Genomic DNA, 24,532 nt, shown 5'->3' with positions numbered 1-24,532 from the left:
CAATTTATACTGAGCACTTAGCGTGTAACAGTATTTGTTTAGGGGAATAATAATGACAACAAAAGAATATGAAAGTTATTACGTACCATCACAAAGTCATTGGCCAATTGTTGGCGCAGTGGCACTGTTTTTAATTGCTGTTGGCGCCGGGAACTATGTTTCTACGTTAAATAGTAGCGAAGGTGGCATTGGCGGTTACATATTGCTTGCCGGCATTTGTTTAGTTATATACATGCTCTATGGTTGGTTCAGTAACGTTATAAACGAATCGATGGCAGGTAAGTATAGCCATCAAATGGATAACTCATTTCGTCAAGGAATGAGCTGGTTTATCTTTTCTGAAGTGATGTTTTTTGCAGCATTCTTTGGTGCCTTATTTTATGCCCGCACGTTATCAGTCCCTTGGTTGGGCGGCGCAGATAATAATGCCATGACTGGTGCTGTTTTATGGCCTGAGTTTGTCGCAAGTTGGCCGTTATTAGTCACACCAGATGGAACCGAAACAACTCAAATGGGCTGGTATGGCCTACCGTTAATTAATACTATTTTGTTATTAACGTCTTCAATTACTGCACATTTAGCACATTCAGCCTTAGAAAAAGATAATCGTAAAATGCTGAAAATATGGTTAGGTTTTACCATATTATTAGGTGTTGTCTTTTTATTCTTGCAAGTTGTCGAGTATATGCACGGCTATTCAGAAGAAATGAAATTGTACTTAACTAGTGGTATCTATGGTTCAACTTTCTACTTACTGACCGGTTTTCATGGTATGCACGTTACCTTAGGTACCGTCATGCTTATTGTGGTATTTTTAAGGGTGTTAAAAGGCCACTTTACCCCAACAAATGCTTTTGCTTTTGAAGCGGCAAGTTGGTATTGGCATTTTGTTGATGTGGTTTGGGTGATACTGTTTGTTTTTGTTTATATCGTATAAAAAATTACTGATATAAACGTTTAAGAAATATTGTAGGTGAAGCTAGCTTCACCTACTTTTTATTTTTAAGCGAGTTGATTAGAATGGTCGTGGGTGTGGCGTAATAACGCCTGTTAAAATAGCGACTAGCATAAGTATAATAATGAAGGCTGAAATCATCACGCGTCGGCCAATAAATTTTGACATTGACGGTTTACTTGGGTCATTTTTGTTTAAGACAAAGAGTGCCTGAAACAGGCTAAATACCATGAAGACTAAGCAGCCAATAATAATTATTTTTATCGCAAATGCCATTTAAAAATTTCCTATGTTGTTATGTTCGCTTTAAGCATATTTAAGGAATTAATTGTTTGAAAAATTTTATATCAAACATTCGCCTACCTTGGTTGATATTTACCCTACTTGTTTTTTCCGGATTAGTAAAACTCGGATTATGGCAAAGTGATCGTGCTTTACAAAAAGAGCAACGCATCGCAACCATTACACAATTGAGCCAAACACAAGCCTTGTCACTTTCTCAAGTGCTCTCAGAAAAAAATGAAATTAATGATCTACCGATCACTATGTTTGGGGAATTTGATAATAATACTATTTTTTTATTAGACAACCAAACGAATAAAGGACAATTAGGTTATCGTGTTTATCAAGTGTTTAATAGTGGTGAGCAGGCGGTCTTAGTTAATTTAGGTTGGGTAGTAGGTTCTATAAATCGTCAAGAAATTCCCGATGTGCAGGCTATTACTGGAAAGTATCAACTATCAGGTCACGTACGTAAAATAGAGCAAGGCATAATGTTAATGGAACAAGTCTTGGTTAAAGCTGAGTGGCCATTGCGTGTTCAGCAGATAGAATTAGATAAATTTTCAACATTAATTTCACGTCAACTCTTGCCCTTTGTCGTCTACTTAGATAAAACAGAGAGTGTGGGTTATGAAAAAAATTGGCAACCAATTGTTATGCCACCTGAAAAACATCGTGCTTATGCCTTTCAATGGTTCAGTTTAGCGATTGCATGGTTATTGTTGATGATATGGGCGTCAATTAAGTTGGGTAAAAATAGTGAACAAGCGTTAAATCACTAATAAAAAAATAATAAGGTCTAAGTGTATGAATGATGTATCACAGAAAAAATCTCGTCGTAGTATGGTCATGGTGCTGGGCGCTTTTATCCTCCCTATCGTGTTAGCAAAACTCGCCTTAACTCAAAATTGGCTTGATTATGGTGTGACGAACAAAGGCACTTTAGTTGAGAATGAACTGACTTTAGAAAAGTTAGGCTTGAGCCAACCCGCTTTACAAAAAACTTGGTCAATTATTTATAGCTTGCCACAGCATTGTGATGATCACTGTGAACAAACGTTACTTAGTGTTAATAACTCTTACATAGCCCTGGGTAGAGAAATGCCCAGAGTAAAGCGCGTCGCACTTTCTCCTAATCCACTCTCACCTCAGCAAACGGAAAGGTTAACTGAAAACAGCTGGGTGATCATTTCTACTCCAAGTCTAGTTGATGACTTTTTATCAGATACCAAAGTCTTAGTTGTTGACCCTTTAGGTAATGTGGTTTTATCTCATAAACCACCGACAAATGATGATGCTCAAGCAATGTTTGGTAAAGAAATTTTAGCCGATATGAAGAAATTACTTAAGTATTCAAGGGTGGGTTAAGATGAAAAATCGTGTTAATCATCGTGTTCGTACCTTAGTCTTAATTAGTATTCTATTAGCACTAATCGTGGTTAGCTTAGGTGCTTATACGCGCTTAACGCATGCGGGTTTAGGTTGTCCAGATTGGCCAGGTTGTTATGGATTAATTGATGTACCTGCAACCGCAGAACAAATTATTAAAGCAGAGCAAGCATTTCCAGAAAGAAAAGTTGAAGCGCATAAAGCATGGAATGAAATGATCCATCGATATTTTGCTGGTGCGTTGGGTTTATTAATTCTAGCGATAGCATTTATGTCTTACCGACAACGCGATCAAGGTACGCCATTAAGGTTGCCGATGTTGATACTCGTGGTGGTCATTTTCCAAGCGGCCTTGGGCATGTGGACCGTAACCATGAAACTAATGCCGATTGTCGTTATGGGTCATTTACTTGGTGGTTTTACAACCTTGAGTTTGTTATTTTTATTATACTTACGCTTGGCTGACTTTAGGGTACCAGGTGGTGATTTCGCCATTAAGAAATATGGCAGATACGGCTTAATTGGTATTGTACTGTTAACCGCACAAATAGGTTTAGGGGGCTGGACATCGTCAAACTATGCTGCCTTGGTTTGTACTGAATTACCTATTTGCCAATCAGGCTGGCAAGAGCAAATGACCTTCGAAGATTCATTTGATTTGATCCCACCAGAAAAAGACAGTTACGAATTTGGTCATTTATCTCATGCTTCACGTGTAACGATTCATGTTGTTCATCGATTAGGAGCCATTGTCACTGGGCTTTATCTTTTTTGGTTAGCATTAATGGTATTTCGAAAATCTCAATCTGCATTTTTTAAGAATGCAGCTATTAGCTTAGCGTTTATTCTTAGTTGCCAAATATTATTGGGTATTAGCAATATCTGGTTCTCATTACCGTTAGCAGTTGCGGTGAGTCATAACGTGGTAGCAGCATGTCTAATGTTGTCTTTGATCACGTTAACCTACAGTTTACGACGGAAATTATAAGGAATACTTATGAGCGAATCAGTATCAACAGAAAGCCCAAACGGGCCAGCAACTACACCTGAAGTTATAGAGACTAAAACCGCTATTTGGCGAGATTATTATGAAATCACTAAGCCTCGTGTAGTGGCACTCTTAGTGTTAACCGCTTTAGTGGGTATGTGTCTTTCTGTACCGGGTACCATTCCATGGCAAGTGCTTATTCCTTCAATGGTGGGTATTGGATTTTTATCATCAGCCGCCGCCGCGATAAATCACATTGTTGATGAACGAATTGACAGTATTATGGGGCGAACTTATAACCGGCCCGTTGCTACGGGACGTTTAACGCCGAGAAATGCGACTTTGTTTGCTATGTTTTTAGCGGTCAGTGGTTTTGCCATTTTATATAGCTTGGTTAATCCCTTAACGGCATGGCTTACTTTTGCAGGTTTGGTGGGGTACAGTTTTGTTTATACTATGTATTTGAAACGTGCTACGCCTCAAAATATCACGATAGGTGGCTTAGCTGGAGCCATACCACCACTGTTAGGTTGGACAGCAATGACCAATGAAATACACCCTAATGCTTTGTTATTAGTGTTATTGATTTTTACTTGGACACCTCCTCATTTTTGGGCTTTAGCGATACATCGTAAAGATGAATATGCCAAAGTAAATATTCCCATGTTGCCGGTAACCCATGGGGTAAACTTTACAAAAACCCAAATTTTACTTTATACCGTGTTACTTTTTGTTGTTGGCTTGTTACCTTATTTAGTGGGAATGAGTAATTGGTTATATTTAATTGGCGCAGTAACATTGAATCTGATGTTTTTTGCTTACGCCTGGAAACTTAAGTTTAATGCCGATGAGAATACGGCAATGGACACCTTTAAGTTTTCAATCGTACATTTAATGGGCTTGTTTATTATCCTATTACTTGACCATTATTTGTTACCTATGATACCAAGCTGATCAATTATCTGATCATTGTTAAGGGTAAGGACAAAGCTACTTCGATATAATATTTAGTAGTAGGATAACGACTTACTAAATTTTATATCGGGTATTTATCTATTTTTCCAGATGAAAAGTAGACCATTTAATCAGTCAAATGGTTATTGGATAAGACAAACGGAAATAATTAAATATGAACAAGTTGTTGTATGTCATTGTCGCCCTTGTTGCTGGTGCAGTAGGTTTTTTTGTCTTTCAAAAAGCGACAGTATTACCACAGCCCGAACATGCTTTATATTATCAGCAGGTTCGGGAAGTTAAGCCGTTTCAATTAACGAATCATCATAACCAAGCCTTTACCAAAGAACAATTAGCCAATAAATGGTCGTGGGTATTTCTAGGGTATACTTCTTGTCCTGATGTTTGCCCGACTACATTACAAGAACTAAACTTTGTTTATGACGATTTAAAAGCGATCAGTAAAGATACACAAATTTTGTTGGTTTCTGTTGATCCTAGTAGAGATACGCCAGAAAAATTAGCTCAGTATATAGCTTACTTTAATGAGGAGTTTATTGCGCTTACGGGTGACCATGGTGTGTTATTTCCGTTTGCTCGTAACCTTGGCATGATGTACGCGATTAACGAGCCTGAAGGCGATGAAGCCGACAATAATGGTTACTTAGTCGATCACAGTGCTTCTTTAGTGTTAATTAATCCACAGGGAGATATCGCGGCTATTTTTAAGCCTAGACAAGCCTTGGGTGTATTACCTACCATTGATGGCGAGAAACTGGTCAGTGATTTTGCAAAAATTGTAAAATTAGCTGAATAAAGGAAACTTGTCATCCTTAACTTTATGGGCTGACAAGTTTATTAAATCGCTATATTTGTTAAAGCGGATACCACTGCATACCTTCTTTTAAGACAAACCAAGGCTTTGAGTACCAATAATAACGTCCAGGCTCACTAATACTTGGCGCGGTACAGTTACAGCGAACACGGCCAATGGGCAAGGGCGCGCTATAATTAATGGTAAAGCTATTTTCTTCTTGCCATTCTATTTTTTGTCGACCTAAACCCGAAATATAACAGTTCAATTGTGCGGGAAGAAAATCTTCAACGACAACATCAAAAGTCACTGATTTTGATTGGTTATACTCGACAATAGTACTTGCATTCTCATTACGTAAAGTCATGTTGAAAGGTAAAGATTTTAATTTATCACGCAGACTAGATATTTGATCATAGGGTTTTGACGCAGGAAAACGTGGCACGCTTGTTAAATCTGTCGCTAAGCCTACGGCTCCTGATTGTTGTGAAAAAGCAATGAAATCGTTTTGTGCTACCCATTGTTGTACTGCCGGAGTGTACTCACCATAAGGGTAGGCAAAATAGCGCCAACTTTGTCCGGTTTTTTCTTTAATAATACTTTCAGCCTCTAATAATAGTTCAGTATGTTTTATTAGCCATTGCTGTTCGGTTAAACCTTCACTAATACGGGCCATAGAGTCATGTTCCATGCCATGGTTAGCTATAATAACGCCTTGACCAGCCATCGTTTTAAGTTGTTGCCAAGTAAGATAGTTACTCGAGCCACGTTCAACAATGGCAGGGTTGATAAAAATCGTAAAAGGATAATTAAATTTGTCGAGAATGGGCTTACCATTGAGTAGAATATCAAGATAAGCATCATCAAATGTTATTGCCACTGTTTTGTCAGTAATAGGTTGCTGTTTCTTGATAGAATTCATTAAATCTGAAAGCGCGATGACATTGAAATTGTTATCAGATAAATACTGCATATGAATTTGAAACTGTTCCGGTGAAATACTAGTACTTGCCGGTGTTTTGTCACTAACATGGTGATATTGTAAAATTACAGCGGCAAAGCTAGAAAAGTGAAAGCAAGATAGCAATAGTGCAGGTAATAAAAATTTCATGAGTGAAGCCCTTGTTTAGTCAGTCATAAAAATAGCGCGTTTTGCTTTCTTTTTATAGTAAATTTTCAGGTAATTTTTATATGGAATACTTTTTTGAACGTTAATACTATCAACCACCATAAACAACTATTCCTCATCGCCTTACCGATGATCTTTTCAAATATCACCATACCTCTTCTAGGCTTAGTTGATACTGCTGTTTTAGGACATTTAGACCAAGCCTATTACCTAGGTGGCAGTACAGTCGGGGCAATGATTATTACCTTTGTTACTTGGTTGTGTGGCTTTTTACGTATGTCGACTACAGGTCTTACCGCTCAGGCATTAGGTGAAGAAAACTCACAAAAAAGTTTATTGGTTCTGCTACGAGGTTTGTTAGTGGCTTGCTTAATTGGTGGTGCACTGATTTTGTTACAGTCTTTTTATCTTGATCTGAGCTTAGGTTTAGCCGGAGGATCTGAACAAATACAATTTTATGCTAAGCAATATTGTGATATCCGTATTTGGGGTTTGCCTGCTGCGTTATCAAATCTTGTTATATTAGGATGGTTGTTGGGCAATCATAAAGCTAAGGCTGTAATGTGGATATTGATCGTCACTAACCTAATTAACTTGTCGCTAGATCTATTGTTTGTCTTAGTGTTTGATTGGCAAGTGCAAGGGGTGGCGTCAGCAACGTTAATCGCTGAATATTCAGGTGTTATTATAGGGTTGGCTTATATTATTTTTGCGCAACAGACAGGTAATCGACAACCCCTAAAAAGTATATTAATAAAAATGGTGGGAAAATTTACAGCTATCAGAGATCAGTTATTTGAGAAGTCAGCGCTGACCAATTACTTTCAACTTAATCGAGATATTCTTATTCGAACACTGTGCTTAGAGATTTGTTTTGTCTTTATTACTTTTCAAGGGGCTAGGTTAGGCGATGATGTTATTGCAACTAATGCCATTTTAATGAACTTTGTTTTGTTAATCTCATTTGGATTAGACGGCATTGCCAATGCAGCAGAAGTGTTAGTGGGGAAAGCACAAGGGCAAAAGAATCTTAAACAGCGTAATTTTGTCGTTAAAATCGCTTTATTTTGGACGGGACTCTTTGCGCTCACTTATAGTGCACTCTTTGCCATAGCAGGTGATTTCTTGATTGGTTTACTAACCGATATTCCAGAGGTTGTTTTCTCGACCGAACAATATGTACATTGGATGATTATTTTACCGGTACTAGGCTGTTGGTGTTATTTATTTGATGGTGTTTTTGTCGGTCTAATGAAAGCCAAAGTGATGCGAAATAGCATGATAATTGCGACCTTTGGTTGCTTTTTTCCAATGTGGTGGCTATTACAAGGCTTTGGTAATCATGGGTTATGGGCTGCATTTAGTGTGTTTTTGCTGGTTCGAGGATTAAGCTTAGCTTGGCATTATTATCGCGTTATAGAAAAACAACCCATTAGTCTTTAATTTTTTTATTTGTCTGACGATCAAAAATATTGAGTAAACGATTAGCAAAGATCCCACTGTAACCCCAAGCAGAGGTTAACAGACCAATAGCTAAAAAAACAATGCCGGCGATTTGCCAATAATAATGGTAATAGTAACCGATAAAAATTAAGCAAGCGCCAATAGCAAAAAGACCAAGTCCGCGAGTAAAAAGCACTAAGCTTCTTTGCGGGTCTTGGCCTAATTTTTCAAGTATTGTTATCATTATAAATTAATGAATAACTCAGCAGTCAGTATAGTTGTCAGGTTAACGAACAAATAACTTAATAGTAAGAATGATCACCACGTTCGTGTTCAGTCATATCACGAACACCTTTTATCTCGCCTGCCATTGTTTCAAGAAGTTGTTTTTCGATGCCATCTTTTACAGTGACATCAATTTGACTACAACCATTACAGCCACCACCAAATTGTAGAATAGCGAAACCGTCGTCAGTAATTTCCATTAATGTACACTCGCCACCATGGCCAGCTAACTGTGGATTAACTTCTGCTTTTAAGAAGTAGTCAACACGTTCGAATAATGGCGCATCGTCATTTACTTTTCTTAATTTAGCATTTGGCGCTTTTAAGGTTAATTGTGAACCCATTTGATCTGTGGTGAAATCTATTTCAGCATCTTCTAAGTACAGCTTACTGTCACCGTCAATATAAGCAGAGAAGTGTTCGAATTTCATTTCAATATCTTCAGGTTCTATCGCGTCAGCTGGGCAGTATGACACGCCACACTCTGCACTAGCAGTACCTGGATTAACAACAAATACACGGATACTTGTGCCTTCTGCTTGTTGTTCTAATAATTTAGCGAAATGCGATTGTGCTGTTTCGGAAATATTGATCATCACGGTTATTACTCTCTTACACTTGTTACCAAAATTTCTCTAAAGTTTCTCACGGACCTTAGAGATTGAAAATATTAATACCTGACTAATTTAGTCAGGTATTAATATTTTACGCTGTTATCTACCCATACGCTAGTGAAATTATAGTTAATTGAAATAACAATATGATAAAAAGAGACAGTTATTCTGGTGTGTTTCGATAGATTTTGGTATTTTATTGTTATTGAATTCAAGGATATATTTTATGTTACCACGATTGTTTTTAGCCGTGCTGGTCGGTTTTTTTATTTTTTCACCATTGAGTTATGCGGCAAAAGTTACCGACTATTTACCAGCCGATCACACTTACAATCAAGCTATTCCAACCCCAGAAAGCTCATTAGGCTTTGGCATTGGCGAGCGACATATTCGTCATGATCAACTCCTCAACTACATCAAAGTATTAGCAAACAGCTCAGAGCGGATCACACTGACGGATATTGGACAGACCCAAGAACTACGCCAGCAAGTGCTATTGACGATTTCTTCTAAAGATAATTTAGCTAATTTGAGTGAGATATTGGCAAAAAGATCAGCCAAGGGCAGCGCCGATGACATCAGTTCACCGTTAGTCATTTGGCTTGGCTACAGTGTACACGGTGATGAAATTAGTGGCGCTAATGCGGCAATGGCCGTGGCATATCATTTGGCGGCAAGTGAAAACACTGATATAAACCAAATGCTAGAAAATACCCTGATTGTTATTGAGCCAAGTATTAACCCTGATGGCATGGATAGATTTGTGCAATGGGCGAATATGCATCGCGGCAGCACACCTAATGCGGATCCTAATCATATCGAGCATCACCAAGGTTGGCTTACCGGTCGTACCAACCATTTTGGTTTTGATCTTAACCGTGACTGGTTATTACTCGCACAAAAAGAAAGTCAACATAGATTAGCGTATTTTCACCAATACCAGCCTCACGTATTAGGCGATTTTCATGAGATGAGTGCCAATGGCAGTTACTTTTTTCAGCCAGGCATTCCAACGCGTACTCACCCATTAACGCCAAGTGCCAATACAGAAATGACACAACTTTTAGCAACCTATCACGCGAAGGCACTTGATAAAAATGATCGCCTTTATTACAGCCAAGAAAATTTCGATGACTTTTATTACGGGAAAGGCTCTACTTACCCAGACATTAACGGTGGAGTCGGTGTTTTATTCGAACAAGCGAGTAGCCGAGGCATGCAACAAAACAGTGATAATGGCTTATTAACCTTTGAGTTTGGTATTCAAAATCACGTATTAACTTCACTTTCTACCATTGAGGGGGCATGGAAAAATAAGACCAAGCTATTGAGTTACCAGAAAAACTTTTATAAAGAGTCAGAAAAATTGGCTGATCAAGAAAGCTTTAGTGGCTACTTATTACATGAAACACATGATTCTTATCGCCTCAACGTCCTACTTGATAAATTAAAACAACATCAGATTAAGGCCTATCCGCTGACTGAAGATTTTCGTTTAGCTGGCATTGTTTATGCTAAAGAACATAGCTTCTATGTGCCATTAGACCAGCGTCAGTATCGAGTTATTCAAGCGTTGTTTTCGCAGCAAACTCAGTTCGAAGACAATACCTTTTATGATGTTTCGGGTTGGACAATGCCACTGGCAATGGATATAGACTTTTATCGGGTTGGTCGTACTTGGGGACTAAAACTGGCAGATAATGCTTGGGATAAGCCAACAAATATAGCCGATAACAGTGGTATTGAGCAACAGGCGTATGCCTACGCATTTGAGTGGCATCATTTTTTAGCCCCCAAATTACTCAATGACTTACTTAATAAAGGTATTAAAGCAAAGGTTGCTACAAAAACGTTTTCATCACGATTTAAACTTGATGGAAAAATGGTTAATAAAGATTTTGCGCGAGGCAGTATTATTATTCCTGCGGGCATACAAACGCAATTAAATTGGCGTGATATTGTCACGCAAAGTAGTCAAAAAATTGATATACCTATTAATAGCTTGTCGACGGGATTAACCGTTAAAGGTATAGATATAGGTAGTGGCTCTTTCCGGTTATTATCGCCAGTAAAGGTTTTAATGCTTGGTGGTAAAGGCGTTTCTCAATACGAGAGTGCAGAGATGTTATTTTATCTTGACGATACCCTGTCAATCCCTGTAACGGTTGTAGAGCAGCAGCGTTTAGCAAAAATTGAGTTAAGTGGCTATAGTCATATTATTATGGTTGATGGCAAATACGATTCTCTTGGACAAGATAATGTCGATAAAATAGCGGCATGGACAAAAAGTGGTGGTGTTATTTTTGGGCAGAAACGAGCAGCTAAATTTTTATCAGAATATGAATTACTGGCGATGAACTTCGTTACTACTAATGAAATTAACCAGTTATTTGATACGGATAATGTACGCTACCAAGACAAAGAAAAACTGGCTGGGCGTAAACGTATTGCTGGCGCGATTTTTGAGTCAACACTCGATACCTCACATCCGTTAGCTTATGGTTATACGGATAACCGTTTACCGTTATTTCGCAACAGTACATTAATTTTGCAACATAGTTCAAAGCCGTTTATCTCAGTGGCGAAATATAATGCACGGCCATTATTGAGCGGTTATGCTGATAAAAACATGGTCAATCGAGTGGCAAATTCTTCAGCTATAGTCGCCCATAATTATGGTAATGGGCGAGTGATTGCCAGTACTGACAATTTAGCTTTTCGTGGCTATTGGTTAGGCAGTTCAAAGCTAATAGCGAACAGCTTATTTTTTGCTAAAGCATTTAACGCTTCGACTACTCATTAATAATTTGTTGAAAGATGAAAAGATTTAAATTGTGTAAAGCTAACACCGTATAAGTTAACTTTTATTGAATTTTGTTATTAGGTAAAGATAAACAAAGGCTTAATACGGTAACTTTTTTAACGCCATTAGCTTTCAATAAACGACAAATTTCATTACACGTTGAGCCTGTTGTTACCACATCATCAAGGAGCAATACGTGTTCAGGTAAACGTGATTGTTGATCGCTTTTATTGACTAAATATTCGCTTGACAGTTTAAAGGCATGGCGTAAATTTTTACGGCGAATAACACCGGTTTGACCCGCTTGGCTTTTATCGTGACTAATACGCTGCAATGCATCTGGACAATAGGGCATTTGTGCAAGGCGGGCAAAATCTTCTGCCAATAAATGCGCTTGATTAAAGCCTCGCGTTTGCCATTTTTTCATGTGTATTGGTACGGACAATAGTAAGGGTTGATGGGGACAATGCGTATAAGGTTTATTTTCATACGGTAAGGCGTTTTTCCATTGTTTAAATAATAAAACACTCAGTAAAGGGACTAATTCAAAACGGCCGTGATACTTTAGTTGCCTGACCCATAAGTCTATGGGCCATTGGTAAGCTGATACTGAGATTAACTGATCAAAAATTCTTTTAGGTAATATAGTATTTATCGCTGGCCAGGTTAATAAATCACCGTGTAATTTTTTTAAATCAAAAAGTGGTAAATCAGCCAAGCAAAAATCACAAATAAGCGCTTGGCTTTGACAGCGACCACCACATAAGTCACAACAACTTAATTGTGTTGTAAACAACTTTAAACGATCAATAAAGTTAAATGATTTTTGTTTTAAATATTGAATAAATTTTACGTGGTTAAATTCCATTTAATACCTTCTTTAAGTAAACTGTCGTTAACTTCGTGTAATAAAAATTAACGGTAATACCCTCTATTATGAGCATGGCAGAAACTTTAAAAATATCGAGTCAAGGGTGCGGACTTCCGCTAGTTTTTATTCATGGCTGGGGATTAAACTCAGGCGTTTGGCAACCGAGTGTCGAGGTATTAAAAGAGCACTTTGAAGTGATCACTGTCGATTTACCTGGTTTTGGTGCCAATTTAGAACACTCAATATCTCCTTATACTTTAGCTGAAGTTGCATCATTAATAGCGCAATCTGTAGCAAAACCTGCGGTATATATAGGTTGGTCGTTAGGTGGTTTGATTGCCAGTGAAATAGCATTAAATTTTCCAAAGCAAGTGAAAGCATTAATCACGGTCGCTAGCTCGCCTTGTTTTGTTGAGCAAGAGAACTGGTTTGGCATTAAGCCAGATGTTTTAGCGATATTTCATCGACAACTAGCAGAAGATACCGCCAAGACGATTAATAACTTTTTAAAAGTTCAGGCGATGGGCAGCCCTCATTTACGTCATGATATTAAATTGCTACGAGAACTCGTTATGCAGTTTCCAATGCCAACCAAATCAACTTTAGATGAGTCGCTGCAATTATTGACAACCGTTGATCAGCGCGAAAGTCTCGCCCAAATATCGATACCCTACTTGCGGTTATACGGAAAGCTTGACGGCTTAGTGCCGCGCAAGGCAATTACAGCTATTACTGCATTATCACCTAACAGTGATGTTGTTATTTTTGAGCAGGCATCACATGCACCTTTTATTTCTCACCCGGAGGCGTTTCTCGAAACACTAACGACTTGGCTAGCCCCTTTAGTTGAAGGTACTTATCGATAAATCGATCCTTTACTTTTTAGTCGTATTGTATGATAATTGAACAAAGATGTTGCAGGGTTAAATAGCAAAAATTGAGTACTTAAGCCGATTACTTAAGCTAAGTATTTAAATTAAATATGTAAATTAAGTATTTACTTATTTGTACATTGTTATTCTGTTAATAGGTATAGAGGAGTTTGTTATGGAAATACAATCAGCATTAACAAGTGGTCTACAAGGCTTTCAAAAAGCGCAAGGCGATGTAACAGAAGCTGCAGCCGATATTGCGGCTAACTTAGCTGTTAGTCCTGAAGATTTTGGTATTGGCCAAGAAAACAATACTGATAATGCACCTAGCCCAGATACAGCTAGTAAGAATGCTAGTTCAGCAGAATTACCAGACCTTACCAAAGCCGTTGTCGATTTAAAAGTTGCAGAATTTCAAGCGAAAGCGTCCGCCGATGTTATTCAAACAGCTGATGAAACTTTAGGCACGCTATTAGACGTTCGAGCATAACCGATGAACATCACGCCGCAAACGCCTACTCTGTCTATTCCTACTGCGGTTAATCCGCAAACGGATAGCTTGCGTCGTGAAAATAATATCCGCGAAGTTATTGCAAAACCAGCGGCCTCAAACCAGTCTGCAGCAGAAAAAGGGGTAGCTTCTGACAGAGAAAGAGGCAGAACCCCTGCACAGAATAATGAAAACTTTGATTTTGAAAGCATCCGCAAGCAAGCGGAATCAGCAACAAAAACGATTAGCGGTGATAGTAATCGCGAGAGTGGTTCATCAGAGCAACAATCTGCAGCTGAGACTTTTCTAGCAAACGAAAATGCTATTGAAGATGATAGTGAAAATGGTCAAAATTCAGCAAGCTCCCCTGATGGCAAACCGGCTCCTAACAGTCGAGAAGCTTTTACCGAACAAAGAATTATTAATGAGCTACAACTAAGAGATAAAGAAGTACGTGCTCATGAATTGGCACATGCTTCTGTCGGTGGCGCATCAACGGGCTCACCTTCATATACTTTTGAAATGGGTCCAGACGGAAAGAAATATGCTGTTGGTGGTGAAGTTTCAGTAGACCTTTCTACGGTTAATGGCGATCCAAGAGCAACCATAACGAAAATGCAAAAGGTCTATGCCGCCGCACTAGCACCTGCCGATCCATCAATTCAAGACACCCGTGTTGCAGCTTCAGCGTCGCGAGCTATTTTACAAGCGCAAACAGAGCTGGCCGCGATTAGTTCAGCAGACACCAGTGAAGCAAAAAATGTAACAGTCCAAGGTAAGTCTCGTGATGTCTTTTCAGCAGAAGAAAATCAAGAAACAGAAGATTTTGATACACTAGTTAATCGCACGTTAGCGTCTCAGGACGAAATTATAGCTAACCGTGATAGTTCTGTTGATGAGCGAGCTTTAAGAATTGAAAGCCTCTATGCTGGCATTACTCAAGCTTATGAAAAAGAACCCAGTTTTCATTTCCAATTAACGGCCTAAAACCTCTTAAGCCTAAACCTCTTAAGTTATTGCGCTATAAAGAAAAAGCCTCATTATTAATAAATAATGAGGCTTTTTATTGTGCTTGTATCATTAAGCTAAAGTGATATTAATGATTGTCAGCTAAATACCGTAATTCTCACGGTATTTATTAATACTCGCTAAACTTGTCGCTAATGCAGGTTGCAAAGCAAGGTTCTCTTCAAGGTAAGTAACCACGTCAGCTAGGGTAACAATGGCAATAACTTCTGTACCAAAGTCACGTTCAACTTCTTGAATAGCAGATAATTCACCTTGGCCTTTTTCTTGGCGGTCAAGAGCGATTAATACACCAGACAATTGAGCGCCATGGGCCTTAATAATTTCCATTGATTCACGAATAGCAGTGCCGGCAGTAATAACGTCGTCCACTAACATTATCTTACCTTGTAAAGGAGAGCCAACTAAGCTGCCACCTTCACCGTGAGTTTTTGCTTCCTTACGGTTAAAACAATAAGGCATGTCCATACCGTGATGATCAGCTAATGCTACTGCAGTGGTGGTTGCAATTGGTATGCCCTTATAAGCTGGACCGAAAAGCAAATCAAACGCGATAGTAGAATCAACGAGTGCTTGTGCGTAAAAACGACCTAAGCGTGCTAAATCACCGCCGGTATTAAATAAACCCGCATTAAAAAAGTATGGACTTGTACGGCCTGACTTCAAAGTGAATTCACCAAAGCGAAGTACTTCTTTCGCTAGAGCAAATTCAATAAATTCACGTTGATAATCTTTCATCTTTATTCCCACTTTAATCAGAGTATTTAGCTAAGGGCTAACTTTTGTAAATCAAATAATTCGTTAATACTGTCTTTTGCTAACGCTAGCATATTGTGCATTTCATCAAAACTAAACGGCGCTTCTTCTGCTGTGCCTTGAATTTCAATCAATTTACCTGTGTCTGTCATAACGACATTCATATCGGTATCGGCAGCAGAATCTTCTGGGTAATCAAGATCCGAAACGGCTTCACCTTTATAAATACCAACAGAAACTGCTGCTATCATATGCTTTAATGGATTAGTTTTAATAATATCTTTAGCGCGCATATAATTTAAAGCATCGACTAATGCGACACAAGCACCGGTAATGGAAGCAGTACGTGTACCGCCATCAGCTTGTATAACATCGCAATCGACGCTAATGGTATTTTCACCTAGGGCTTTCAAATCGACAGCTGCGCGCAATGCACGAGCGATTAAACGAGATATTTCCAACGTACGACCACTTTGTTTGCCGTTAGCTGCTTCTCTGCGCATACGGGTGTGGGTAGAGCGAGGTAACATGCCATACTCTGCTGTGATCCAACCTTTACCTTGTCCTTTTAAAAAACGTGGTACACCGACTTCTACTGAGGCAGTACAAATAACTTTGGTGTCGCCAAATTCAATTAATACTGAACCTTCAGCATGAGTAGTAAATTGACGAGTAATGGTTACAGGACGTATTTGACCTGGAGTTCTGCCGCTTGGACGCATGTTAATATACCTATGGTGAAATAATTGTTGCGCATTATAATCGTTCAGCAACAAATTTGACATAATCACGTGAAAACAATTTGAAATATAGTTAATCTAATTAGGGTCTAGTTAGCAGTACTTTACAATATCCTAATTTATATTGAGCCTACTTATGAAAAGCTTTGTTGTGTTAATGCTTGTTACTTTCGCTTCTTTTTTGTTAATAACACCCGCCTCAGCCATTAACGCTGATGATTTACCTAAATACAGTAAAGTCTATGATGAAAAAAGTGATCCCTTTAAAGATGCGAATGCGGCAATAAAGCTAGCTCAAAAAACTCAGCGTAATGTGCTAATTGAAATTGGTGGCAACTGGTGCAGTTGGTGTAAAAAAATGGATGTTTTTTTGGCTGAAAACCCTGAGGTTTATCGGAAGCTCCATAGTGAGTTTGTCTTGTTAAAAATAAGCGTCAGTGACAGTAATGAAAATGAAGCGTTTATGAAATCGTTACCACCCGTTTTAGGCTATCCTCATATGTACGTATCAACAAGTAGCGGTAAAATGCTTTTATCAAAAGATACTGCCGAATTACTCGTTGGTGAACAATATTCTAAAGAGCAGTGGTTAGCCTTTCTTAATAAATGGCAAAGCAGTGAGACAAAAGGATAAATCAATGTCAGGTACAGCATTAAATAAAATCAACAGCTTCTTTGATAAAAATTATCAAACACCATCTTGGTTATCACATAAGTTTTCTCGTCGTAAATTATTAAAATCAGCGGCGGGAGCAACGGCAATCTCTGCACTTCCTGCGGTAGCGTTCAGTCAACATGAAAAAGATAAAGTGTTTGAGACTTTGCAGGCAGAGCCTTGGTTAACCTTGAATGCCGTGCTTGATCATCTCTTACCAGAATCAAGTAGTGGTCCAAGCGCCAAAGAGTTACAAGTCGTTATTTATTTATATAACGTTGTTTATCAGCAACCCACTGAAAAAAGTGAAATTGACTTTATTTTTAAAGGTGTCGGTTGGTTAAATGGTTATACACAAAACCAATTACAAAAAAACTTTACTGAGTTAAGCAAAGTCGAAAAAGAAACTATGTTACGAGGGATCAGTGGCTCGAGAGCGGGCGAAAACTGGCTCAATAATCTACTGGGTTATATTTTTGAAGCTATGTTATCGCCACCCGCTTATGGCGGTAATCCAAAAGGCACTGGTTGGCAATGGCTAGAGCATCAAGCGGGCTTTCCATTACCTGAAGCGGGTCAACGTTATTTCGAGTTACCCAAACGTTCGGTGACCAGCGACAAAAGTGCCAACAACATTATTCAATCAAAAGACTTATTAGCAAATAAAAAGTGGTCGACAGTTAAAGGAAGTAACAAAGCATGAGTTTTGATATTTGCATAGTTGGTAGTGGTGCAGGGGCCTCGCCTGTCGCTTATACATTAGCGAAAGCTGGCGCTAAAGTATTAATACTGGAAAAAGGTCCGTGGTTAACCGAGAAAGAATTTTTCAAAGATGAATTAGCGATTAGTTTACGTGATTCTTATAATCCCAAACTGGCTGATGAACAGCATGTTATTGAAGAAGAATATCAAACCGCTGACGGAGAAAACTATTGGCAAGGCGAGCCAACAAGTGAGTCGGGCTGGAGCTTCTGGAACGGTAATGTTGTCGGTGGTTCATCTAACTTTATGAGCGGTTATTTTCATCGATTAAAGCCGGTAGATTTTAAGTTAAAGTCAACCTTTGGTGATATTGAAGGCGCTAATATTGTCGATTGGCCGATCAGTTACCACGAGCTTGAACCTTTTTATGCGCAAGTAGAACGAGATGTTGGTGTCTCGGGGAAAGTTGTTTCACACCCTCATCAAGAACCACGCTCAACCGATTTCCCATACCCGCCATTAGTTGATCATCAAGTATCAGACTGGATTGACAAAGCAGCAAAAAATATTGGCTATCACTCAATGCCAGTACCTCGTGCCATCTTATCGACTCCAGCCATGGGACGAAAAAGTTGCGAGTATTCAGGGTATTGTAGTAGCTATGGTTGTTCAACCGGTGCCAAAGGTAGTGGTCGAGCTGCTTTGTTAAACCATGCCGTGGCAACGGGAAATTTAACCATTAAAGCGAATGCTAAGGTTTATCATATAGCGAGTGATGATGAAGGTAAAATATCTGCCATCCATTATTACGACTCACAAGGTCGAGAACAAAAAGCCACAGCAAAAATTTATGTTGTTGCTTGTCAAGCGGTTGAAACATCACGTTTATTGCTGGCTTCCAAAGGGAAAAAATTCCCACAAGGGCTTGCGAACAATAGCGGACAAGTGGGTAAGAATTTAGTGTTTAGTGGTGGAGGTACAGGTAAAGGGGACTTTTTATTTGCTGATTTAACAACGCAAAAGCAAGCTCAATTAAAGCAAGTTGGCCCTTTTATAAATCGTGCTTTACAAGACTGGTATCAAATTGACGATAAAAGCTTCTCTGGTGCTAATCAACAAGGTCAAGCGAAAGGCGGTACCATAGACTTTCTCTTTTATCAAAACCCTATTGCTCGTGCACAAGGGCAACAATTCAATGATGCAAATGAGTTAGTGTGGGGCGAGCAATTACAGAAAAACTTAAAAGAAGAATTTACCACTTATAAAACCTTACGTTTTGAAGTCTTTAATGACTGGTTACCCACCGACGATTGTTTTGTTAGTTTAGACCCAGAAGTCACTGATAAATGGGGGCAAGCAGTCGCCAAGGTAAGAATTGGTGCACACCAACATGATAGGGTGGTTGGAGAGTATCTAGCGGAGAAAGGCAAGAAGTTGCTGGAAAGTATGGGCGCAAAAAATATTACTAGCTCTGTTAGCAGCTACCCGCCAACAAACTTAATGGCAGGAGGTTGCCGGTTCGGTAATGACCCCAAAACATCGGTATTGAATAAATACTGTCAAGCCCATGAAGTCAATAATTTATATGTTACTGATGGCTCATTTATGCCCACAGGCGGTAGTGTTCCCTACACGTTTACCATTTATGCCAATGCATTTCGAGTTGCAGAGCATATTAAACACCGTTGGCAAGAGTCTATCATTTAGCCATTGTCATTGGGGGGGTGTTGTGAGGAGATAAAAGCATTCCCTCACAACAGTTTATTGATTAGGTTTTAACGAGACATCAATTTTCTAAGGCTAATCGACGAGTCTGATCTGAATTCGCTATAGCCACGTATTACTGCACAGTTTAATTATAACTTGGTGTAATAAATTGCTAATCAAAGCGAATGTTATTATTACACTTAATTCGTTTGTCCGATAACGAGGAGTAATACAGTATTGTTAGCACATAAACCATTAGGGGTGATATTTGATCTCGACAACACCTTGGTCTCTTCATCTTTAGATTTTGACAGTATAAGAGCTTCCTTGGGGTGTCCAAAAGGCATAGATTTATTAGATTTTATTGATGCTTTACCAGAACATCATCAAGTTGAAGCTCATGAGGTGATAGTAGAATATGAAATAAATGATGCTATGACAGCAAATAAGTTGGCGGGAACCGACCAAATTTTAACTTTATTAGCTGAGTTGTCTCTACCTTGTGCGATTGTTACCAGAAATTGTCGACAAGCAGCGGCGATAAAAGTAAAAAACAATAATATCAATATTGAGATATTACTGACTCGAGAAGATCACAAAGCTAAACCAGCCCCTGATGCGTTACTACATTTAGCTGAGCTTTGGCAGATAGCCCCTGAAAACTTATTGTATGTTGGTGATTATTTATATGATTTGCAAGCGGCGCGAAATGCTAACACCATGTCTTGTCTTATCAATTATGGTATAACAGCAAGCTATGAAAATTTGGCAGATGTTGTCGTTCTCGACCTTAATGAATTAAGCGAGACAATTAAGCAAGTATCGATTGTAGAACATGCATAATGGAATTATCTGCAGTGTATGTTCTTTACTGCAGACTTTCATGCACATTAAATCGTTAATTACTTATTTTCAAGTAATGCTGTTAGGCATGATACTTGTTCGCTCAATACGGTAACTTGCCTTTCTAGATCTGCTACTCTTTGCTCCAGACAAGGCTGATTTTCAGATGAACTATCGTCTATATCGACAATGTTAGTATCAGCTAATTGATTTTCATGGGTATCAGAAAGTAAATGAACGTAGCGAGAATCACGTTTGCCAGGCTCTCGCGCTAGCTTTTTGACTAATATCTTACTGTTTAAATTTTGCAATTGATGCAAAGTCGTTTCAACTTCACTGACATCGGTAAAGTCAGCTAAACGATTGGTACGAGTTCTTAACTCTCCTGGGGTTTGCGGCCCTCTTAGTAATAACACACAAATAATGGCTTTTTGCTGGCGTGTAAATTTTAAATGACCAAACTCAGTATCACAAAAACGATGAAAATATTTATTTACCCTTACCGAAGCTTTTCTATCTACCATTAATTGATTCATTTCTACCAATTCATCGACTAAGTTTTGCACATCACTTTCAGAAAAATTCGTTACCGGCTCACGGTTACTTTTTTGATTACAGCCTAGGGTAATACCATTTAATGAGAGTGGATATTGCTCAGGTGTTGTGATTTCTTTCTCAAGCATTACACCAATAATGCGGCATTGGTTGGCGGATAGCGTGATCATTTTTAAAGTTTCCTGACAAAAGTCTTTGCTGATGTTATACCAAGCTATGTCTATATTTACTATGTTAAGTTGTTTTATCAGCCATAAAAAAAGCCATAGTTTGCTATGGCTTTTAAAAGAATCAAACCTACTTAATACCTATTCTATATTCGCGATCTGCTCTCGCATTTGCTCGATAAGTACTTTTAGTTCGACAGCTGCATTGGTGATATCAACATTAATCGATTTAGATCCTAAGGTATTCGCTTCACGATTAAATTCTTGCATCATAAAATCTAGGCGACGACCTTGTGCACCACCTTTTGTTAGGATGCTTCTTGTCTCTTTTACATGGCTAAATAGGCGATCAATTTCTTCGTCAACATCCATTTTTTGCGCAAGTAACACTAGCTCTTGTTCAACTCGGCTTGAATCAAGCTCAATTTTGGCGTCGGTGAATTTATCGGTGATCCGCTTACGCTGCCATGCAATGATTTCAGGCATAAATGCTTTTACTTTGTCTGACTGCTCAACAATACCTTCAAGGCGTTGTTCAATTAATACTTTTAAGTTTTCTCCCTCACTTGCCCGAGCATCAATAAAGTCTTTTAGCGCTTGTTCAAATCCTTCCAAAATTTCTTTTTGAATGTTGGTCATATCGGCTTCTTCAGCTTCCATGACACCAGGCCAGCGCATAATTTCTAAAGGATTTAATTGACTATTAAGTGTTTGTTCGTTTATCCAACCTGCGTGCTGTAACAGTTGTTCAGCTAAGCCTTTATTAAGTGATAAATTGTTTTTTGCTGATGGGTTAGCATTGAAACGCAAGCTGCACTCTACTTTGCCACGATTTAATTGTTTACGAAATCGCTCGCGCAATGCCGGTTCAATGCTACGAAATTGTTCTGGTAAACGGAAGTAAGTTTCCAAAAATCGTTGATTTACAGATCGAATTTCCCAAACTGCATTACCCCAATCACCTTTCACTTCAAAGCGAGAAAAAGCCGTCATACTATGGATCATATTGTTATCCGTTTACTGAATCTAAAAATTAAGGTAATTATGCCAAACGCGTAATCAGGTAGCTACTATATTTTATACGCTTAAAGAATGAATTTTTATTTATACGAGGGTTAATCTAATTTCCATTTTTCTTTAATTTTTGCAAGTTGACCTGTGGTTACTAGTTGTTGAAATGCCGTTTGGTATTTTTTTATCAATGTTGGTGACGTATCAAGACTAAAGGCAATACTGAGTTTGTTATTTAAAGCGGCTACTTCGTTTAACCTTTGTAACTCATTAAAATCATAGCCCAGATTTTTAGCTCTGGTTTCTATGGTGATTTGTGTGGCAAGTATTAGGTCAACTCTATCAATAAATAGCATATTCATGGTTTGTCGCTCGTTAGCAAGTTGGTAAATATTGGAGAAGTCTTGAGCGATTAAATATTGTGCTGAATTAGAATTTCTAGAAACAGCGATCTTACGGTTTTTTAATGCGGAGACTTTATAGTTAGTTTTAGGGTAATGTTTTTTTAATCCCCAAAAATATAAGCGCTCTTCTTTAAGGGCACCGATCCAATGAAATTTTTTATTTCTAAGCTTTGTATGTGCAATAGAGTAAATTAAAACATTAGGGTTATGAAGTGCAACGTCGTATGCCCTTGCCCAAGGCATTACCTGAATCTTAGGATGGTCTTCAGTTATTTTAAATAAAGCTTCAACGACATCGGTAGAAAAACCACCTAAGCTACCATCCGGGTTTTTAATTTGATAAGGCTCTAGAAGCTCGGTAACAACTTCAATGACTTCAGCTTTGCCATTAAACGGTACCAATAAAAGGAAAAAAGTTATTATTAAAATGGTGAGATAATTGTTAAATAATTTGATCATATATATTTTAAGTATCCGTAATATACTCGGTAGCAATACTATTTATAAACCTTAACCAAGATTTTTATTTTTATTAATATAGCTCATTTTATTTGAATGGGTGGTTATATTATTAAATTTAGGCATAAAAAAAAGCAGCCTAAGCTGCTTTTTAAAATAAACGCTAGATATAGGTTAACTTAGCACAAAGTCTAAAATACCTATTGCTGCTTTGCGGCCCTGATCAACAGCTGTAACAACAAGGTCTGAACCTAGCACCATATCACCACCGGCAAAAATATTTTGTTTAGTGGTTTGTAAAGCAAATTCGCTATTATCAGCGGCTAACACCAGACCACGTTTATCTATTTCAACACCGGCATCTTTCATCCATTGTGGTGGACTAGGTAAGAAACCAAAAGCAATAACGACGGCGTCAGCTTCCATAATAAACTCACTACCCGCTATCGGTTCAGGGCTTCTTCTGCCTTTCGCATCCGCAGCGCCTAGTTGAGTTTTTACAAATTTAACACCACAGGCATTACCTTCTTTATCAACAGCAATATCAAGAGGTTGTATGTTAAATTGAAAGTTAACACCTTCTTCTTTAGCATTTTGAACCTCACGTGGTGAACCCGGCATATTGGCTTCGTCACGACGATAAGCACAGGTTACTTCGGTAGCACTTTGACGAATTGAGGTACGTACACAATCCATTGCCGTATCACCACCACCGAGGACAATGACTTTCTTATTTTCAAAACTAATAAAAGGTTTAGCATTTTCAGTAATTTTCATTAAGTTTTGTGTATTACCGATTAAGAAATCGAGTGCGGTATAAACACCAGCAGCGCCTTCGTGTTCAAAGCCACCTGTCATATCTGTGTAGGTACCGAGCGCTAAAAATACCGCGTCGTACTCTTCACTTAATGAATCAATGGTAATATCAACACCGACATTGACATTTAATCTAAATTCAATGCCCATGCCTTCAAAGATTTCACGACGCGTTTGAATAACATCTTTTTCTAGTTTGAATGATGGAATACCAAAAGTGAGCAAGCCACCTATTTGAGCATGTTTGTCGTAAACAACAGCGTCGATACCATTACGTGTTAGTACGTCAGCACAAGATAAACCTGCAGGGCCAGCACCAATAACAGCAACACGTTTGTTCACTTTTACTACGTCTGATAAGTCAGGTTTCCACCCTTGTGCAAAGGCAGTGTCGGTAATATATTTTTCGATATTACCAATAGTAACCGCACCAAAATCTTCGTTTAATGTACAGGCAGACTCACAGAGTCTGTCTTGTGGGCAAACACGGCCACACATTTCTGGTAAGCTATTTGTTTGATGACATAAGTCAGCAGCTTCAAAGATCTTACCTTCGGTAACCAACTCTAACCATTGTGGAATATAATTGTGAACAGGGCATTGCCACTCACAATAAGGATTACCACAATCTAAACAACGATCTGCTTGGCCAGCACTTTGGTCAGTACTCAATGGCTGATAGATTTCAACAAAATTTATTTTACGTTGTTCAATCGCTTTTTTAGGCGGATCGATGCGTTTAACATCGATAAACTGATAAACATTTTTACTCATACTGTTTTCCCTTAATTCGCATTCTCGA

Annotated in this window: 26 protein-coding genes; 15 read left to right on the top strand and 11 right to left on the bottom strand. The window is 38.5% G+C overall.

Going from position 1 to position 24,532, the window contains the following annotated elements:
- The first annotated feature begins 52 nt into the window (after nucleotides 1-52).
- A complete protein-coding gene (locus H4J70_RS10565; RefSeq protein ID WP_182214464.1) occupies nucleotides 53-937 on the top strand; it encodes a cytochrome c oxidase subunit 3 in 885 nt (294 codons plus the stop codon).
- A gap of 78 nt (nucleotides 938-1,015) precedes the next feature.
- On the opposite strand, the gene H4J70_RS10560 is transcribed toward H4J70_RS10565, so the two are convergent.
- A complete protein-coding gene (locus H4J70_RS10560) occupies nucleotides 1,016-1,231 on the bottom strand; it encodes a DUF2909 domain-containing protein (protein ID WP_070375487.1) in 216 nt (71 codons plus the stop codon).
- Nucleotides 1,232-1,287: 56 nt separating this feature from the next.
- On the opposite strand from H4J70_RS10560, the gene H4J70_RS10555 reads away from it, so the two are divergent.
- The 5 genes from H4J70_RS10555 to H4J70_RS10535 all read left to right on the top strand — a co-directional run bounded on the left by H4J70_RS10555 (nucleotide 1,288) and on the right by H4J70_RS10535 (nucleotide 5,385).
- A complete protein-coding gene (locus H4J70_RS10555) occupies nucleotides 1,288-2,019 on the top strand; it encodes an SURF1 family protein (RefSeq protein WP_182251095.1) in 732 nt (243 codons plus the stop codon).
- A gap of 25 nt (nucleotides 2,020-2,044) precedes the next feature.
- Nucleotides 2,045-2,605 carry a hypothetical protein gene (locus H4J70_RS10550; protein WP_182214460.1) on the top strand — a complete coding sequence of 187 codons (561 nt, stop codon included), beginning with the start codon at nucleotides 2,045-2,047 and terminating at the stop codon, nucleotides 2,603-2,605.
- A gap of 1 nt (nucleotide 2,606) precedes the next feature.
- A complete protein-coding gene (locus H4J70_RS10545) occupies nucleotides 2,607-3,614 on the top strand; it encodes a heme A synthase (protein ID WP_182221318.1) in 1,008 nt (335 codons plus the stop codon).
- 9 nt (nucleotides 3,615-3,623) lie between these two features.
- Nucleotides 3,624-4,568, top strand: coding sequence for a heme o synthase (gene cyoE, locus H4J70_RS10540; RefSeq protein ID WP_182214456.1), 945 nt, complete (start codon nucleotides 3,624-3,626; stop codon nucleotides 4,566-4,568).
- 175 nt (nucleotides 4,569-4,743) lie between these two features.
- Nucleotides 4,744-5,385: an SCO family protein gene (locus H4J70_RS10535; RefSeq protein ID WP_182214454.1), complete on the top strand. Its 642-nt coding sequence runs from the start codon at nucleotides 4,744-4,746 to the stop codon at nucleotides 5,383-5,385.
- Between the two features lie 58 nt (nucleotides 5,386-5,443).
- Here the strand turns inward: H4J70_RS10535 and H4J70_RS10530 are convergent, their stop codons facing one another.
- On the bottom strand, nucleotides 5,444-6,493 hold the full coding sequence (locus H4J70_RS10530) for a polysaccharide deacetylase family protein (RefSeq protein ID WP_182251094.1): 1,050 nt from the start codon (nucleotides 6,491-6,493) through the stop codon (nucleotides 5,444-5,446).
- Nucleotides 6,494-6,586: 93 nt separating this feature from the next.
- Here H4J70_RS10530 and H4J70_RS10525 point away from each other — a divergent pair, with 93 nt between their 5' ends.
- Entirely contained in the window at nucleotides 6,587-7,954 is a 1,368-nt protein-coding gene (locus H4J70_RS10525; RefSeq protein WP_310740334.1) for an MATE family efflux transporter, read from the top strand.
- Here the strand turns inward: H4J70_RS10525 and H4J70_RS10520 are convergent.
- Both H4J70_RS10520 and nfuA read right to left on the bottom strand, forming a co-directional pair.
- On the bottom strand, nucleotides 7,944-8,198 hold the full coding sequence (locus H4J70_RS10520; protein ID WP_182242177.1) for a hypothetical protein: 255 nt from the start codon (nucleotides 8,196-8,198) through the stop codon (nucleotides 7,944-7,946). The genes H4J70_RS10525 and H4J70_RS10520 overlap by 11 nt on opposite strands.
- Before the next feature lie 58 nt (nucleotides 8,199-8,256).
- Nucleotides 8,257-8,835, bottom strand: coding sequence for a Fe-S biogenesis protein NfuA (gene nfuA / locus H4J70_RS10515; RefSeq protein ID WP_070375496.1), 579 nt, complete (start codon nucleotides 8,833-8,835; stop codon nucleotides 8,257-8,259).
- Between the two features lie 244 nt (nucleotides 8,836-9,079).
- Between nfuA and H4J70_RS10510 the strand changes: the two genes are divergently transcribed.
- Nucleotides 9,080-11,656, top strand: a complete 2,577-nt coding sequence (locus tag H4J70_RS10510; protein WP_182251093.1) for a M14 family zinc carboxypeptidase — start codon at nucleotides 9,080-9,082, stop codon at nucleotides 11,654-11,656.
- A 61-nt stretch (nucleotides 11,657-11,717) separates the two neighbouring features.
- On the opposite strand, the gene H4J70_RS10505 is transcribed toward H4J70_RS10510, so the two are convergent.
- On the bottom strand, nucleotides 11,718-12,524 hold the full coding sequence (locus tag H4J70_RS10505) for a ComF family protein (RefSeq protein ID WP_182214447.1): 807 nt from the start codon (nucleotides 12,522-12,524) through the stop codon (nucleotides 11,718-11,720).
- Nucleotides 12,525-12,592: 68 nt separating this feature from the next.
- On the opposite strand from H4J70_RS10505, the gene bioH reads away from it, so the two are divergent.
- The 3 genes from bioH (at nucleotide 12,593) to H4J70_RS10490 (ending at nucleotide 14,876) form a co-directional block, all read left to right on the top strand.
- Nucleotides 12,593-13,393, top strand: a complete 801-nt coding sequence (gene bioH, locus H4J70_RS10500) for a pimeloyl-ACP methyl ester esterase BioH (RefSeq protein ID WP_220465887.1) — start codon at nucleotides 12,593-12,595, stop codon at nucleotides 13,391-13,393.
- Nucleotides 13,394-13,574: 181 nt separating this feature from the next.
- Nucleotides 13,575-13,889 (top strand): hypothetical protein, encoded by a 315-nt coding sequence (locus H4J70_RS10495; protein WP_182214446.1) that lies wholly within the window; start codon nucleotides 13,575-13,577, stop codon nucleotides 13,887-13,889.
- 3 nt (nucleotides 13,890-13,892) lie between these two features.
- Complete coding sequence (locus H4J70_RS10490; RefSeq protein WP_182251092.1) at nucleotides 13,893-14,876, top strand: putative metalloprotease CJM1_0395 family protein; 984 nt, start codon at nucleotides 13,893-13,895, stop codon at nucleotides 14,874-14,876.
- A gap of 123 nt (nucleotides 14,877-14,999) precedes the next feature.
- On the opposite strand, the gene pyrE is transcribed toward H4J70_RS10490, so the two are convergent.
- Both pyrE and rph read right to left on the bottom strand, forming a co-directional pair.
- Nucleotides 15,000-15,653: an orotate phosphoribosyltransferase gene (pyrE, locus tag H4J70_RS10485; protein ID WP_182214442.1), complete on the bottom strand. Its 654-nt coding sequence runs from the start codon at nucleotides 15,651-15,653 to the stop codon at nucleotides 15,000-15,002.
- A 26-nt stretch (nucleotides 15,654-15,679) separates the two neighbouring features.
- Entirely contained in the window at nucleotides 15,680-16,393 is a 714-nt protein-coding gene (gene rph / locus H4J70_RS10480) for a ribonuclease PH (RefSeq protein ID WP_070375502.1), read from the bottom strand.
- 154 nt (nucleotides 16,394-16,547) lie between these two features.
- On the opposite strand from rph, the gene H4J70_RS10475 reads away from it, so the two are divergent.
- The 4 genes from H4J70_RS10475 (at nucleotide 16,548) to H4J70_RS10460 (ending at nucleotide 20,318) form a co-directional block, all read left to right on the top strand.
- Nucleotides 16,548-17,045 (top strand): thioredoxin family protein, encoded by a 498-nt coding sequence (locus H4J70_RS10475; RefSeq protein ID WP_182251091.1) that lies wholly within the window; start codon nucleotides 16,548-16,550, stop codon nucleotides 17,043-17,045.
- A gap of 4 nt (nucleotides 17,046-17,049) precedes the next feature.
- Nucleotides 17,050-17,769, top strand: a complete 720-nt coding sequence (locus H4J70_RS10470) for a gluconate 2-dehydrogenase subunit 3 family protein (RefSeq protein WP_182214440.1) — start codon at nucleotides 17,050-17,052, stop codon at nucleotides 17,767-17,769.
- Nucleotides 17,766-19,475 carry a GMC family oxidoreductase gene (locus H4J70_RS10465; RefSeq protein ID WP_182251090.1) on the top strand — a complete coding sequence of 570 codons (1,710 nt, stop codon included), beginning with the start codon at nucleotides 17,766-17,768 and terminating at the stop codon, nucleotides 19,473-19,475. The genes H4J70_RS10470 and H4J70_RS10465 overlap by 4 nt, the downstream gene beginning before the upstream one ends.
- Nucleotides 19,476-19,712: 237 nt before the next feature.
- On the top strand, nucleotides 19,713-20,318 hold the full coding sequence (locus H4J70_RS10460; RefSeq protein ID WP_182221310.1) for an HAD family hydrolase: 606 nt from the start codon (nucleotides 19,713-19,715) through the stop codon (nucleotides 20,316-20,318).
- Between the two features lie 59 nt (nucleotides 20,319-20,377).
- Here the strand turns inward: H4J70_RS10460 and H4J70_RS10455 are convergent, their stop codons facing one another.
- The 4 genes from H4J70_RS10455 to H4J70_RS10440 all read right to left on the bottom strand — a co-directional run bounded on the left by H4J70_RS10455 (nucleotide 20,378) and on the right by H4J70_RS10440 (nucleotide 24,504).
- The gene (locus tag H4J70_RS10455) at nucleotides 20,378-21,043 is read right to left on the bottom strand and encodes a YceH family protein (RefSeq protein ID WP_182251089.1); all 666 of its coding nucleotides are present in this window, start codon (nucleotides 21,041-21,043) and stop codon (nucleotides 20,378-20,380) included.
- A gap of 138 nt (nucleotides 21,044-21,181) precedes the next feature.
- Nucleotides 21,182-22,045, bottom strand: a complete 864-nt coding sequence (locus H4J70_RS10450; protein WP_182214435.1) for a YicC/YloC family endoribonuclease — start codon at nucleotides 22,043-22,045, stop codon at nucleotides 21,182-21,184.
- 110 nt (nucleotides 22,046-22,155) lie between these two features.
- Nucleotides 22,156-22,914, bottom strand: coding sequence for an ABC transporter substrate-binding protein (locus H4J70_RS10445; RefSeq protein ID WP_182214433.1), 759 nt, complete (start codon nucleotides 22,912-22,914; stop codon nucleotides 22,156-22,158).
- 174 nt (nucleotides 22,915-23,088) lie between these two features.
- On the bottom strand, nucleotides 23,089-24,504 hold the full coding sequence (locus H4J70_RS10440) for an FAD-dependent oxidoreductase (RefSeq protein WP_182214432.1): 1,416 nt from the start codon (nucleotides 24,502-24,504) through the stop codon (nucleotides 23,089-23,091).
- Between the last annotated feature and the right edge of the window lie 28 nt (nucleotides 24,505-24,532).

Source organism: Colwellia sp. BRX8-9, assembly GCF_014077245.1.
Taxonomy (GTDB): domain Bacteria; phylum Pseudomonadota; class Gammaproteobacteria; order Enterobacterales; family Alteromonadaceae; genus Colwellia_A.
Note: the sequence above shows the minus strand (reverse complement) of the source record. Positions and strands in the feature narration are given on the sequence as shown.

Bases quoted from the DNA above. Each gene is read 5' to 3' on its own strand.
- H4J70_RS10565 (WP_182214464.1), top strand. From the start codon at position 53: ATGACAACAAAAGAATATGAAAGTTATTACGTACCATCACAAAGTCAT.
- H4J70_RS10560 (WP_070375487.1), bottom strand. From the start codon at position 1,231: ATGGCATTTGCGATAAAAATAATTATTATTGGCTGCTTAGTCTTCATG.
- H4J70_RS10550 (WP_182214460.1), top strand. From the start codon at position 2,045: ATGAATGATGTATCACAGAAAAAATCTCGTCGTAGTATGGTCATGGTG.
- H4J70_RS10545 (WP_182221318.1), top strand. From the start codon at position 2,607: ATGAAAAATCGTGTTAATCATCGTGTTCGTACCTTAGTCTTAATTAGT.
- cyoE (WP_182214456.1), top strand. From the start codon at position 3,624: ATGAGCGAATCAGTATCAACAGAAAGCCCAAACGGGCCAGCAACTACA.
- H4J70_RS10535 (WP_182214454.1), top strand. From the start codon at position 4,744: ATGAACAAGTTGTTGTATGTCATTGTCGCCCTTGTTGCTGGTGCAGTA.
- H4J70_RS10530 (WP_182251094.1), bottom strand. From the start codon at position 6,493: ATGAAATTTTTATTACCTGCACTATTGCTATCTTGCTTTCACTTTTCT.
- H4J70_RS10520 (WP_182242177.1), bottom strand. From the start codon at position 8,198: ATGATAACAATACTTGAAAAATTAGGCCAAGACCCGCAAAGAAGCTTA.
- nfuA (WP_070375496.1), bottom strand. From the start codon at position 8,835: ATGATCAATATTTCCGAAACAGCACAATCGCATTTCGCTAAATTATTA.
- H4J70_RS10510 (WP_182251093.1), top strand. From the start codon at position 9,080: ATGTTACCACGATTGTTTTTAGCCGTGCTGGTCGGTTTTTTTATTTTT.
- H4J70_RS10505 (WP_182214447.1), bottom strand. From the start codon at position 12,524: ATGGAATTTAACCACGTAAAATTTATTCAATATTTAAAACAAAAATCA.
- bioH (WP_220465887.1), top strand. From the start codon at position 12,593: ATGAGCATGGCAGAAACTTTAAAAATATCGAGTCAAGGGTGCGGACTT.
- H4J70_RS10495 (WP_182214446.1), top strand. From the start codon at position 13,575: ATGGAAATACAATCAGCATTAACAAGTGGTCTACAAGGCTTTCAAAAA.
- H4J70_RS10490 (WP_182251092.1), top strand. From the start codon at position 13,893: ATGAACATCACGCCGCAAACGCCTACTCTGTCTATTCCTACTGCGGTT.
- pyrE (WP_182214442.1), bottom strand. From the start codon at position 15,653: ATGAAAGATTATCAACGTGAATTTATTGAATTTGCTCTAGCGAAAGAA.
- rph (WP_070375502.1), bottom strand. From the start codon at position 16,393: ATGCGTCCAAGCGGCAGAACTCCAGGTCAAATACGTCCTGTAACCATT.
- H4J70_RS10475 (WP_182251091.1), top strand. From the start codon at position 16,548: ATGAAAAGCTTTGTTGTGTTAATGCTTGTTACTTTCGCTTCTTTTTTG.
- H4J70_RS10470 (WP_182214440.1), top strand. From the start codon at position 17,050: ATGTCAGGTACAGCATTAAATAAAATCAACAGCTTCTTTGATAAAAAT.
- H4J70_RS10465 (WP_182251090.1), top strand. From the start codon at position 17,766: ATGAGTTTTGATATTTGCATAGTTGGTAGTGGTGCAGGGGCCTCGCCT.
- H4J70_RS10455 (WP_182251089.1), bottom strand. From the start codon at position 21,043: ATGATCACGCTATCCGCCAACCAATGCCGCATTATTGGTGTAATGCTT.
- H4J70_RS10450 (WP_182214435.1), bottom strand. From the start codon at position 22,045: ATGATCCATAGTATGACGGCTTTTTCTCGCTTTGAAGTGAAAGGTGAT.
- H4J70_RS10445 (WP_182214433.1), bottom strand. From the start codon at position 22,914: ATGATCAAATTATTTAACAATTATCTCACCATTTTAATAATAACTTTT.
- H4J70_RS10440 (WP_182214432.1), bottom strand. From the start codon at position 24,504: ATGAGTAAAAATGTTTATCAGTTTATCGATGTTAAACGCATCGATCCG.